The organism is Providencia sp. PROV033 (genome assembly GCF_028484855.1).
Taxonomy (GTDB): domain Bacteria; phylum Pseudomonadota; class Gammaproteobacteria; order Enterobacterales; family Enterobacteriaceae; genus Providencia; species Providencia alcalifaciens.
In genome coordinates this window covers 18,429-30,603 of the sequence record NZ_JAMPSW010000004.1, presented here as the reverse complement: position 1 = coordinate 30,603, position 12,175 = coordinate 18,429, and the positions used below count along the sequence as shown (strand labels likewise).

Annotated in this window: 12 protein-coding genes; all 12 read left to right on the top strand. The window is 44.4% G+C overall.

Features of this window, described 5'->3' with window-relative positions; translation table 11 throughout:
* Window positions 1-84 precede the first annotated feature (84 nt).
* The 12 genes from greB (at window position 85) to PSF16_RS01785 (ending at window position 12,088) form a co-directional block, all read left to right on the top strand.
* A complete protein-coding gene (gene greB, locus PSF16_RS01840) occupies window positions 85-570 on the top strand; it encodes a transcription elongation factor GreB (RefSeq protein WP_006663098.1) in 486 nt (161 codons plus the stop codon).
* Window positions 571-684: 114 nt separating this feature from the next.
* On the top strand, window positions 685-1,404 hold the full coding sequence (gene ompR / locus PSF16_RS01835; protein WP_006659655.1) for an osmolarity response regulator transcription factor OmpR: 720 nt from the start codon (window positions 685-687) through the stop codon (window positions 1,402-1,404).
* Window positions 1,401-2,732, top strand: a complete 1,332-nt coding sequence (envZ, locus tag PSF16_RS01830) for a two-component system sensor histidine kinase EnvZ (protein WP_006663097.1) — start codon at window positions 1,401-1,403, stop codon at window positions 2,730-2,732. Before ompR ends, envZ begins: the two co-directional genes overlap by 4 nt.
* 578 nt (window positions 2,733-3,310) lie before the next feature.
* Window positions 3,311-4,354: a phosphate ABC transporter substrate-binding protein PstS gene (gene pstS / locus PSF16_RS01825; RefSeq protein ID WP_006663096.1), complete on the top strand. Its 1,044-nt coding sequence runs from the start codon at window positions 3,311-3,313 to the stop codon at window positions 4,352-4,354.
* Window positions 4,355-4,466: 112 nt separating this feature from the next.
* On the top strand, window positions 4,467-5,423 hold the full coding sequence (gene pstC, locus PSF16_RS01820; protein ID WP_006663095.1) for a phosphate ABC transporter permease PstC: 957 nt from the start codon (window positions 4,467-4,469) through the stop codon (window positions 5,421-5,423).
* 1 nt (window position 5,424) lies between these two features.
* Entirely contained in the window at window positions 5,425-6,306 is an 882-nt protein-coding gene (gene pstA, locus PSF16_RS01815; RefSeq protein WP_006663094.1) for a phosphate ABC transporter permease PstA, read from the top strand.
* 38 nt (window positions 6,307-6,344) lie between these two features.
* Window positions 6,345-7,121, top strand: a complete 777-nt coding sequence (gene pstB, locus PSF16_RS01810) for a phosphate ABC transporter ATP-binding protein PstB (protein WP_006659650.1) — start codon at window positions 6,345-6,347, stop codon at window positions 7,119-7,121.
* Window positions 7,122-7,134: 13 nt separating this feature from the next.
* Window positions 7,135-7,866, top strand: coding sequence for a phosphate signaling complex protein PhoU (gene phoU / locus PSF16_RS01805; RefSeq protein ID WP_006663093.1), 732 nt, complete (start codon window positions 7,135-7,137; stop codon window positions 7,864-7,866).
* A gap of 240 nt (window positions 7,867-8,106) precedes the next feature.
* Complete coding sequence (locus PSF16_RS01800; RefSeq protein WP_006663092.1) at window positions 8,107-8,946, top strand: ABC transporter substrate-binding protein; 840 nt, start codon at window positions 8,107-8,109, stop codon at window positions 8,944-8,946.
* Between the two features lie 74 nt (window positions 8,947-9,020).
* Window positions 9,021-9,773 carry an amino acid ABC transporter permease gene (locus PSF16_RS01795; protein ID WP_006663091.1) on the top strand — a complete coding sequence of 251 codons (753 nt, stop codon included), beginning with the start codon at window positions 9,021-9,023 and terminating at the stop codon, window positions 9,771-9,773.
* Between the two features lies 1 nt (window position 9,774).
* On the top strand, window positions 9,775-10,527 hold the full coding sequence (locus PSF16_RS01790; RefSeq protein ID WP_006659646.1) for an amino acid ABC transporter permease: 753 nt from the start codon (window positions 9,775-9,777) through the stop codon (window positions 10,525-10,527).
* Window positions 10,528-10,753: 226 nt separating this feature from the next.
* Window positions 10,754-12,088 carry an NCS2 family permease gene (locus PSF16_RS01785; RefSeq protein ID WP_006659645.1) on the top strand — a complete coding sequence of 445 codons (1,335 nt, stop codon included), beginning with the start codon at window positions 10,754-10,756 and terminating at the stop codon, window positions 12,086-12,088.
* Window positions 12,089-12,175: the final 87 nt, after the last annotated feature.

Here is a 12,175-nt window from a genome sequence, read left to right as displayed (position 1 = left end):
CAGAATTTTTGTCTAGTGGTAGGCAAGTCGCAGATTATATTTTATAAAATATTATAATTATCCGATTTATATACCTTTAATGTGATGAATAAGAGCCTGTTAATTACCCGTGAAGGGTGGGATGCCTTAGACAAAGAATTGAAATATCTTTGGAAAGAAGAGCGCCCTCTTGTAACTCAATCCGTCTCTGAAGCTGCGGCGCAAGGCGATCGCTCCGAAAATGCAGAATATATTTATGGTAAAAAACGTCTACGGGAAATAGACCGGCGTATTCGTTTTTTATCCAAAAGATTGGATCAGCTTAGAATTGTTGAACCTGACCCTCGCCAAGAGGGGCGTGTTTTTTTTGGCGCTTGGGTTAAGCTTGAAGATGATAACGAAAATATCAGAATTTTCCGTATTGTGGGTGCTGATGAATTTGACCCTGCTAAGCAGTGGATTTCCATCGATTCTCCCGTTGCCCGTGCGTTAATTGGCAAGCAGGTTGAGGATGAAGTGGTGGTCACGACTCCAGGCGGAAAAGTTACCTATTTTATTCTAGAAATTAGCTATAAACCAATAATCAGTTAAAGAGTAAAATGATTCATTAAACTGAATGTTAATGGTAAATTAGTAGTATGAATATTATTTTTGTTACGTTCATCAGCAGAATAATTCTAAAATTCCACACTTTGGGGGCTATAAATGCAGGAAAGTTATAAAGTTCTCGTCGTCGATGATGATATGCGTTTACGTGCTCTGCTTGAACGTTACCTCACCGAGCAGGGTTTTCAGGTAAGAAGTGCAGCAAATGCTGAACAAATGGACAGGCTCCTCACTCGGGAATCGATTCATTTAATCGTATTGGACTTAATGCTTCCTGGGGAAGATGGCTTATCAATTTGTCGTCGTTTACGTAGTCAAAACAACCCAATCCCAATCATTATGGTGACGGCGAAAGGTGAAGAAGTTGACCGTATTGTGGGCTTAGAAATTGGTGCGGATGACTATATCCCTAAACCATTTAATCCTCGTGAACTACTAGCGCGTATTCGCGCGGTATTGCGTCGCCAAGCGAACGAATTACCGGGTGCGCCATCTCAAGATGATGCCGTCATTACTTTTGGTAAATTCAAACTGAACCTCGGAACGCGTGAAATGTTCCAAGGCGAAGAAAACATGCCATTAACCAGTGGTGAATTCGCGGTACTGAAAGTATTAGTGTCTTACCCTCGCGAACCGTTATCTCGTGACAAACTGATGAGTTTAGCTCGGGGTCGTGAGTACAGTGCGATGGAGCGTTCTATCGACGTTCAAATTTCACGTTTACGTCGTATGATTGAAGAAGATCCTGCGCACCCACGTTACATTCAAACTGTTTGGGGCTTGGGGTACGTATTCGTTCCAGATGGAAGTAAAGCATGAAGCGACTGAGGTTCTCTCGACGTAGTACATTTTCTCGCTCGTTATTTTTATTTGTTGCGCTCTTGTTCGCAAGCCTTGTGACCAGCTATATGGTGGTATTGAATTTTGTTGTGATGCCAAGTCTACAGCAATTCAATAAAGTGCTTGCTTATGAAGTGCGGACATTAATGACAGAGAAAATGGTTCTACAAGATGGAACCTCAGTGCGAGTTTCACCCGCATTACGTAAGAAAATCTACAATGAGCTTGGAATTACCTTTTACGCCCATTCAGCGGCGATGGAAGAAGGACTAAATTGGGCGAAAGAGTATGATTTTCTAAGTGAAAATATGTCGGAATACTTAGGTGGCAAGGCGAGTGTACATTTAGAGCTAGGCCGTGAGTATCCGATATTATGGCTAACATCCTATCTAGCCCCAGATATCTGGGTGCGTGTTCCACTGACCGAAATTGGTCAAAATCAGTTTTCTCAAGTTTTCCGTTATACACTGACTGTTTTCCTTACCATCTTTGCAGGGGTTTGGCTCTATATTCGCTACCAAAATAAGCCATTATTGGAGCTGGAATATCATGCCGGTGAGGTAGGAAAGGGGCATGTGATGCCGCCAATGCAAGAAAAAGGTGCGACAGAGGTTCGTGCGGCGATCCGCTCATTCAACCATATGGCGGCGGGAATAAAATCACTCGAAAATGACCGAACGGTATTAATGGCGGGGGTTAGCCACGATCTTCGCACACCGCTTACACGAATTCGTCTCGCCACTGAAATGATGGGACCGGAAGACAGTTACCTCGCTGAATCTATTAATAAAGATATTGAAGAGTGTGACGCCATTATCGGGCAGTTCATGTCTTACCTGAAAACAGGGCAAGAGATGGATATGGAATTCTGCGATCTTAACGCCATTCTGAATGAGGCGGTAGTCGCTGAAACTAACGTGATCGGTGAAATTGAAACCAATTTCGTACCAGGTCCTGTGATGTTTAATGGTAACCACCTAGCAATCAAGCGCGCGATTACCAACATGATAGTGAACGCTTACCGTTACGGAAATGGCTGGATAAAAGTCAGCAGTGGTAAGAATGAAGATTACGTTTGGTTCCAAGTGGAAGATGATGGCGCAGGCATCAAAGAAGAAGATATTCAACGCCTATTCCAACCATTTGTTCAAGGCGAAAAAGCCCGCAGCAACAAAGGCACGGGGCTGGGTCTCGCAATAATTCGTCGAATTATTGATGCTCACGAAGGAAATATTGAGATTCATAAAAGTGAGCGTGGTGGGTTTGCTATTAGGGCCCTTCTCCCCCTAAAAGAACGCGAAGACTGATATCTCGTCGTATTTCGCGTTGTAGCGTTGTTGGCTGCTCTCGTTAACCCTAGCCACATACTCATGTATGCTCCTAGGGATATCTTCACTTGCCGTATCTCGTCGTATTTCAACTTGTAGGGGTGTTGACTACGCTCAGCTACTCAGGTCACATACTCATGTATGCTCCCTGAGATATCTTTGCTTGTCGCCTACCTACAAGCTGAAATACTTAGAGATATACTGTGTAGATAGAAAGATAGAAAGATAGAAAGATAGAAAGATAGAAAGATAGAAAGATAGAAAGATAGAAAGATAGAAAGATAGAAAGAGAAAGAAATTTTTTCATTTATGACAAAATGTCATATTCCAAACGTTAGGCTGTCATATTCGCTAATCCTATTTAATTAATTGAAAAATAATAAATTAATTGTTTTTACTCCCTCATTATTATTCTTTTCCTGTCGATAAAATCCGCAAATGTCATAAAACTGTCATAAACTTGACATATTGCCGTAACTCAATTGTCCTATTTTCCCTACCGTGACATACACCCAATAATTTAATACTTGATTATTTCTTACATCCCCGGAGGGATTATGAAAATGATGCGTACCACACTAGCAAGCGTAATGGCAGCAACTTTATCTCTGACTGCAATGTCTTCTTTTGCTGCTACCAGCCTGACCGGAGCTGGCGCGACATTCCCTGCTCCTGTTTATGCGAAGTGGGCAGACACTTATCAGAAAGAAACAGGTAATAAAATTAACTATCAGGGGATTGGTTCTTCTGGTGGTGTGAAACAAATTAATGCAAAAACAGTTGATTTCGGTGCATCAGATGCGCCATTGACTGATGACAAACTCAAAGAAGACGGTTTATTCCAATTCCCAACCGTGATTGGTGGCGTTGTTTTAGCGGTAAACGTTAAAGGCATCGAATCTAATCAGCTGGTTCTTGATGGTAAAACTCTGGGCGATATCTACTTAGGTAAAATTACAAAATGGAATGACCCAGCCATCGTAAAACTGAATCCAAACGTAAAATTACCAGACCAAAACATCGCGGTAGTTCGTCGCTCTGATGGTTCTGGTACGACTTTCGTCTTCACTAGCTACTTAGCAAAAGTTAGCGCAAATTGGAAAGATGAAGTGGGAGCGGGATCAACGGTTAACTGGCCGAAAAACAGCGTAGGTGGTAAAGGTAACGATGGCGTGGCAGCCTTTGTTCAACGTCTGCCAGGCTCTATCGGTTATGTAGAATATGCTTACGCAAAACAAAATAATCTTGCGTATACTAAGCTCGTTTCTGCGGATGGTCAGCCAGTTTCACCAACAGGTGACAGCTTCAGCGCAGCAGCGAAAAAAGTGGATTGGTCTAAAACATTTGCACAAGACCTGACTAACCGTGAAGGTGCTAATGCATGGCCTATTACCTCAACCACATTCATCTTAGTTCACAAGCAACAAGCGAATGCTGAAAAAGGTAAAGCGGTTCTTGATTTCTTCAACTGGGCTTACGAGAAAGGCGGTCAGCAAGCGGAAGCATTGGACTATGCTGTGTTACCTCAAGAAGTTGTGACCGCAGTACGTGCAGCATGGAAAACTGAAGTGAAAGATAGCCAAGGTAAAGCACTGTTCTAAGTGTTTCCTCGGGTTGGAAAATGGTAAGCGGGTGCTGAGGAATAGCACCTGCTTATTCACCGTAGTAACGTAAGTCCTACTGTAAAGTAGGCATGGAATGAGAACAAAGCGCATGGCCGAAAAAATAACGGCATTTAAAGCCCCTAGTAAGTCGGGCGACGTGATTTTTAGTGCATTAGTCAAAATAGCTGCGCTAATCACTCTCCTCATGCTGGGTGGTATTATTATTTCCCTGATTTTCGCATCTTGGCCAAGTATGCAGAAATTCGGGTTTTCGTTTTTGTGGAACAAAGAGTGGGATGCGCCAGCGGAACAATTTGGTGCATTAGTGCCAATTTACGGCACCATTGTGACATCATTAATCGCTCTGATTATCGCAGTACCTGTTAGCTTCGGTATTGCCTTATTTTTAACAGAGCTAGCACCTAATTGGTTAAAACGCCCGTTAGGTATTGCGATTGAGCTTCTCGCTGCAATCCCAAGTATTGTTTATGGTATGTGGGGGCTATTTGTCTTCGCACCATTATTTGCAGAATACTTCCAAGAGCCTGTGGGCAACGTGATGTCGAGCATTCCAATTGTCGGCGAACTGTTTTCAGGTCCAGCCTTTGGTATTGGTATTCTTGCGGCAGGGATTATCCTCGCCATTATGATTATTCCTTACATCGCTTCCGTGATGCGTGATGTGTTCGAACAAACTCCCGTGATGATGAAAGAGTCAGCCTACGGAATCGGCTGTACGACATGGGAGGTGATTTGGAACATCGTTTTGCCTTATACCCGAAATGGGGTGATTGGTGGGGTGATGCTAGGGCTCGGTCGTGCACTGGGTGAGACCATGGCGGTGACGTTTGTCATCGGTAACACGTACCAACTTGATAGCTTGTCACTGTTTATGCCGGGTAACAGTATTACCTCTGCGCTGGCGAACGAATTTGCAGAAGCAGAAAGCGGTTTACATACGGCAGCATTGATGGAACTTGGTTTAATTCTGTTTGTGATTACCTTCATCGTTCTGGCAATTTCCAAACTGATGGTTATGCGTCTTGCTAAGAATGAGGGACGTTAATATGTCGATATCTCAACCTGTTGTAGTTAATCAAAAAGAACGAGCACGCCGCCAAGCATGGCGCCGTCAAGTCAACAGAATGGCATTATTTGTCTCCATGCTAACCATGGCATTTGGTTTGTTCTGGTTAGTGTGGATCTTATTCTCCACAGTCACCAAAGGGATTGATGGCATGTCCCTCAATCTGTTTACTGAAATGACACCGCCACCCAATACGGAAGGTGGTGGTTTGGCTAACGCCATTGTGGGAAGTGGATTATTAATCCTATGGGCGACAGTCATCGGTACACCATTAGGGATTTTAGCGGGTATCTACTTAGCGGAATATGGTCGTAAATCATGGTTAGCCTCGGTGACCCGTTTTATTAACGACATTCTGTTATCAGCTCCTTCTATTGTGGTCGGGCTGTTCGTTTACACCATCGTGGTTGCTCAAATGCAGCATTTCTCGGGTTGGGCAGGGGTCATTGCATTAGCATTACTGCAAATTCCAATTGTTATCCGCACGACCGAGAATATGTTGAAATTAGTGCCAGATAGCCTGCGCGAAGCAGCATACGCACTGGGCACGCCAAAATGGAAAATGATTTTATCCATTACATTAAAAGCATCTGTATCTGGGATTATTACCGGTATTTTGCTGGCTATCGCACGTATTGCGGGGGAAACCGCACCGCTGCTGTTCACTTCATTGTCCAACCAATTCTGGAGCACTGACATGAATGAGCCAATAGCTAACTTACCAGTGACTATCTTCAAATTTGCAATGAGTCCGTTCTCTGAATGGCAGGAATTAGCATGGGCAGGGGTTCTTCTGATCACCTTATGTGTCCTGTTACTTAATATCATTGCCCGTGTTGTGTTTGCACAGAAAAAACACTAATCCCAGACGAATAAAAGAATTGATAGAGAGAAGTAACCATGATTAATGCAAACGACATTACAAACAGTAAAATTAAAGTTCGTGACCTTAACTTCTACTATGGAAAGTTTCATGCGCTGAAAAATATCTCTTTAGATATTGAAAAGAACAAAGTCACTGCGTTTATCGGTCCATCTGGTTGCGGTAAATCCACACTGCTACGTACTTTCAACAAAATGTACGAGTTATATGGTGAGCAACGCGCAGAAGGCGAAATTTTACTGGATGGTCAAAATATTCTAACTGATAAACAAGATATCGCGTTATTACGTGCCAAAGTCGGAATGGTGTTCCAAAAGCCAACACCATTCCCAATGTCTATCTATGACAATATCGCGTTTGGTGTGCGTCTGTTCGAAAAACTGTCTCGCGTAGAAATGGATGAGCGTGTGCAGTGGGCATTGACGAAAGCGGCGTTATGGAATGAAACTAAAGATAAACTCCATCAAAGCGGCTATAGCCTCTCTGGTGGTCAGCAACAGCGTCTGTGTATTGCACGTGGTATTGCTATTCGCCCAGAGGTTCTGTTACTTGATGAGCCATGTTCTGCGTTGGACCCAATTTCAACGGGGCGCATTGAAGAACTGATTAGCGAATTGAAATCAGAATATACCGTGGTGATCGTCACCCATAACATGCAACAAGCTGCACGTTGTTCTGATTACACTGCATTTATGTACTTAGGTGAGTTGGTGGAATTTAATAACACTGACAAGATGTTCACCACCCCTGAAATGAAACAAACTGAAGATTATATTACTGGCCGCTACGGTTGATATGGAGCCGACGATGGATACGCTGAACCACAACAAACATATATCCGGGCAGTTCAATGCTGAACTGGAACATATCCATACTGAATTGATGACAATGGGAGGGCTGGTGGAAGAACAGCTCACCAAGGCCATCACTGCAATGCATAATCAGGATGAAGCCCTAGCGCGAGAAGTGATTGCCAACGACCATAAGGTTAACATGATGGAAGTGGCAATCGATGAAGAGTGCGTCAAGATCATTGCCAAGCGCCAGCCGACGGCAAGTGACTTGCGTTTGATTATGGCAATCTCAAAAACGATTGCTGAACTGGAAAGAATCGGTGACGTTGCGGATAAAATCTGCCAAACCGCACTGGAAAAATTCTCTCAACAGCATCAACCACTGTTAGTGAGCCTAGAATCATTAGGTCGCCATACAGTACAAATGCTGCATGATGTGTTGGACGCTTTTGCTCGCATGGACTTGGAAGAAGCTATCCGTATCTATCGTGAAGATGAAAAAGTAGACCAAGAGTATGAAGGAATTGTCCGTCAGTTAATGACGTATATGATGGAAGACCCGCGTACCATTCCAAGTGTCTTAACGGCTCTATTCTGTGCTCGTTCGATTGAACGTATCGGTGACCGTTGCCAGAACATCTGTGAGTTCATTTTCTATTATGTGAAAGGGCAAGATTTCCGCCATGTGGGTGGGGATAGCCTTGAAAAAATGCTGACTAGCTCGAAAGACAGCAACAAAGAGTAATTGTTAAACCACTGAGGTGTTCGCACCTCAGTGTTCATCTTCTTCATTTTCTTCTTGCTCGATAAGAGTCTTAATCTGCAACATTTTAGGGGTCGCTCCGATGGATTTTTACCCCTTTTTTTATGTCTCAATATATTCCAAATTGATATAAATATATTATTTAATATTATTTCAAGTGCTAAGAAATAGTTGATAGCTTGTGATGGTCGATTTACACAAATTTACCGTTAGGGGTATTCAATGAAAGCTCGTTTTCTTACTTCCGCACTTTTAGTTGCAGGTCTGGCGCTGACAGCGAATGTCGCTAGCGCTGATAAATTAGATGATATTAAACAAGCGGGAGTGATCCGCATTTCAGTTTTTGACAGCAACCCCCCATTCGGTTTTATTGACCCTCAAACCAAAAAACTCGCGGGCTATGATATCGATATTGCTCAAGCGATTGCGGATGATCTTGGGGTGAAATTGGAACTGCGTCCAACCAACCCGGCTAACCGCATTCCACTGTTAACATCCGGCAAAGTTGACCTGATTGGTGCCAACTTCACAATTACAGACGAACGCGCAAAACAGGTGGATTTCTCCATTCCTGACTTTGCAACAGGGCAAAAATTTATCGCTCGTAAAGGCGTGCTGAAAACGCCTGAAGATATTGCCCCACTGCGCATTGGAGCAGACAAAGGTACTGTGCAGGAAGTGACTCTGCGTGAACGCTTCCCGAATACTAAAGTGATTTCTTACGATGATACCCCGCAAGCCTTTGCTGCATTGCGTAATGGTAACGTACAAGCAATCACGCAAGATGATGCAAAACTGGTTGGTTTATTAGGTAATCTGCCAGAAAAAGTAAAAGCTGATTTCGAAATTTCACCGTTTAGCTTAACGAAAGAGTATCAAGCGTTAGGGGCGAGTAAAGGGGAAACGCGTTTAATCGAAAATGTGAATGCCACATTACTGAAACTGGAAAAAGAAGGCAAAGCTAACGAGATCTATAACCGTTGGTTTGGTCCAGACACCAAAGCGGCACAACCACGTGGTGAATTCAAATTTGCCCCACTGAGCGAGCAGCCTAAATCTTAAGTTAGTTATGTCGTTTAGTGAGAGTAAACGCCCCTGCCATGTTGCAGGGGTTGTCAGTTATAGCGAGGCAGAACATGTTCGACAAATTTTTCAGCGGTGACTTCTGGTCTACGCATCTCTTAGCCCCACAATATCTTGAGTGGTTTGGCTATGGCTTTTTGCTGACGGTCTGGATATCAATTTGTACGATCATCGCAGCTACGCTATTAGGTTTCATTGTCGCTTCAGCAAGAGATAGCCAAATAGCGCCTTTACGCTGGTTCGTGAGTGTCTATATCTCGATTTTTCGTAATACGCCGCTACTGGTGCAGCTATTTTTTTGGTATTTCGCATCAGGAGAAATTTTACCTGCAGCTGCAATGGAATGGCTTAATACCCCCCATGAAGTCGACATTTTTGGACTGACATTGGGCTGGCCATCTTTTGAGTTTTTAGCGGGCTTTGTGGGCTTAACCTTATACACGGTACCGTTTATTGCGGAAGAAGTACGTTCTGGGATCCGAGGCGTGCGCCAAGGGCAAAAACAGGCGGCGCTTGCATTGGGTTTAACGTCATGGCAGTCCATGCGCTTAGTCATTTTACCGCAAGCGGTGAAAATTGCGTTACCGCCATTACTTGGGCAATACATGAACGTTGTAAAAAACTCTTCGCTGACAATGGCGATTGGGGTCGCGGAGCTTTCTTACGTATCACGCCAAGTGGATAGTCAGTCACTTCAAACATTTGCAGCATTTGGTTTAGCGACTGTGCTCTATATTGTGATTATTGCGTTTATGGAAGGCTGGGGTCAGTGGCGACAACAGCGTCAGTTGGCTCAGGGGGTATAAGATGGATTTTTCAGTCATTACAGATAACTGGCAATATTTGCTATTTGGGGCTTACCCTGATGGTCCCCTAGAAGGGGCCGCCCTAACGCTAATTATGAGCGTATTAGCTGGTGCCGCGTCTATTGTCCTCGGCACATTGGGCGGTATTGCGCTGGCGATGCTACGTGGTTTCTGGATGAATTTATTTGCCGCCGTTTTAGGCTTTTTCCGTGCCATTCCCGTCATTATGTTGATTTTTTGGACCTACTTCTTATTGCCGATCGTTTTCGGAACCGAAATTCCGGGCGTGACGGCGGTGGTGTGCGCATTAGCGCTGATCACCTCCGCCTATTTAGCGCACGGCGTGAAAGCGGGAATTTTAGCTATCGGTCAAGGGCAATGGAACGCAGGGCTTTCTCTCGGGTTTAACCGATGGCAAGTACTGTGGAATGTGGTGTTACCTCAAGCCTTACGTATGATGGTGCCTTCTTTTATTAACCAATGGGTTGCGTTAATTAAAGATACCTCTCTGGCGTATATTGTAGGGGTGGCAGAGCTGTCATTCTTAGCCACACAGGTGAATAACCGTGAAATGATATACCCGCTGGAAGTCTTCCTGTTTGTGGCATTTATCTACTTTGTGATGTGCCTGTCAGTGGAAATTCTTGCCAACCAAGTGGCGAAAAAACTCAGTGATAAACGTGCGCCGCGCAGTAGAGCCGCAAAACGCGGTTGGTTGTTTTGGCGACGCCAAAAATTGATCGCGCTTTCCTAATTCACCCTCGTAGCGCTATGTTGTAATGGCGGCGTGATAGCCGCCATCGTTTTCTCGATATTCATTTATAGTATCAGTCAGTTAAGAAACCCTATTTATTTTAAATAACGCAATCGTTTTCTTTTGTGATGTTTAGTTGTACCATGAGTCGAAAAAAACTTTTTTTCGTGTCCACCATGCCGCCATTGGCACTCTAGGGCATGACATTTCGACAAGGCGCATTTTAATGACTAATCAATCATCTGGCTCTTCGCAACAGCAGGGTCTGTTCCAGCGTGTGTTTAAATTACAAGAACACGGCACCACCGCAAGAACAGAGGTCGTTGCAGGATTCACTACCTTCCTGACGATGGTGTATATCGTTTTCGTTAACCCACAAATTTTGTCCGTTGCTGGCATGGATATCAAAGCGGTATTCGTGACAACTTGTTTAATCGCAGCGATTGGCAGTATTTTGATGGGATTACTGGCTAACTTACCAATTGCAGTTGCACCTGCGATGGGGCTGAACGCCTTTTTTGCCTTTGTGGTTGTTGGCGCGATGGGCTATTCATGGCAAGTGGCTATGGGGGCAGTATTCTGGGGGGCGGTTGGCTTATTCATTCTGACGTTATTCCGTATTCGTTACTGGATCATCGCCAATATTCCCCTGAGTTTACGTGTGGGGATCACCAGCGGTATCGGTCTATTTATCGCCATGATGGGGCTGAAAAACTCCGGTATTATCGTTGCAAACCCAGATACCTTAGTTTCAATTGGTAATTTAACCCATCACAATGTGTGGCTGGGGGCTCTTGGTTTCTTTATTATCGCTATCTTAGCGGCGCGTAATATTCATGCTGCGGTGTTAGTTTCTATTGCCGTCACGACGCTGATTGGTTTGGCGCTGGGCGATGTGAAATATACGGGCATTTTCTCAATGCCGCCAAGTATTACCAGTGTTGTTGGCCAAGTGGACTTTGCTGGCTCACTGGATCTGGCACTTTCTGGGGTTATCTTTGCCTTTATGTTGGTAAACCTGTTTGACTCCTCGGGCACCATGATTGGGGTAACAGACAAAGCCGGTATTACCAACGAGCGTGGGACTTTCCCTCGCATGAAACAAGCACTGTATGTGGATAGCTTAAGTTCGGTGGCAGGTTCTGCAATGGGGACTTCGTCCGTAACAGCCTACATCGAAAGCTCTTCAGGGGTATCGGTGGGCGGTCGTACAGGTTTAACCGCGATTGTCGTCGGTGTGTTATTCCTGTTGACCATGTTTATCTCTCCGCTGGCGGGTATGGTTCCAGCCTATGCAACGGCAGGCGCGCTGATTTATGTTGGCGTTCTGATGACTTCAAGCTTAACGCGCGTGAAATGGGATGACTTAACGGAATCCGTTCCGGCGTTTATTACTGCGGTCATGATGCCATTTAGCTTCTCGATTACAGAAGGTATTGCGCTAGGTTTTATTGCGTACTGTGCGATGAAAATCGGTACAGGGCGCTGGCGTGACCTAGGTCTGTGTGTGATTTTAGTTGCTGCGATGTTCTTACTCAAAATGATCTGGATCGACGCCTAATATTAATGCTCGTCATATTTTGCGCTGTAGCGGCGTTGGCTTCAATTGCTAACCCTAGTCACATACTTGTGTATGCTCCTAGGGATT

Bases quoted from the DNA above. Each gene is read 5' to 3' on its own strand.
- greB (WP_006663098.1), top strand. From the start codon at position 85: ATGAATAAGAGCCTGTTAATTACCCGTGAAGGGTGGGATGCCTTAGAC.
- ompR (WP_006659655.1), top strand. From the start codon at position 685: ATGCAGGAAAGTTATAAAGTTCTCGTCGTCGATGATGATATGCGTTTA.
- envZ (WP_006663097.1), top strand. From the start codon at position 1,401: ATGAAGCGACTGAGGTTCTCTCGACGTAGTACATTTTCTCGCTCGTTA.
- pstS (WP_006663096.1), top strand. From the start codon at position 3,311: ATGAAAATGATGCGTACCACACTAGCAAGCGTAATGGCAGCAACTTTA.
- pstC (WP_006663095.1), top strand. From the start codon at position 4,467: ATGGCCGAAAAAATAACGGCATTTAAAGCCCCTAGTAAGTCGGGCGAC.
- pstA (WP_006663094.1), top strand. From the start codon at position 5,425: ATGTCGATATCTCAACCTGTTGTAGTTAATCAAAAAGAACGAGCACGC.
- pstB (WP_006659650.1), top strand. From the start codon at position 6,345: ATGATTAATGCAAACGACATTACAAACAGTAAAATTAAAGTTCGTGAC.
- phoU (WP_006663093.1), top strand. From the start codon at position 7,135: ATGGATACGCTGAACCACAACAAACATATATCCGGGCAGTTCAATGCT.
- PSF16_RS01800 (WP_006663092.1), top strand. From the start codon at position 8,107: ATGAAAGCTCGTTTTCTTACTTCCGCACTTTTAGTTGCAGGTCTGGCG.
- PSF16_RS01795 (WP_006663091.1), top strand. From the start codon at position 9,021: ATGTTCGACAAATTTTTCAGCGGTGACTTCTGGTCTACGCATCTCTTA.
- PSF16_RS01790 (WP_006659646.1), top strand. From the start codon at position 9,775: ATGGATTTTTCAGTCATTACAGATAACTGGCAATATTTGCTATTTGGG.
- PSF16_RS01785 (WP_006659645.1), top strand. From the start codon at position 10,754: ATGACTAATCAATCATCTGGCTCTTCGCAACAGCAGGGTCTGTTCCAG.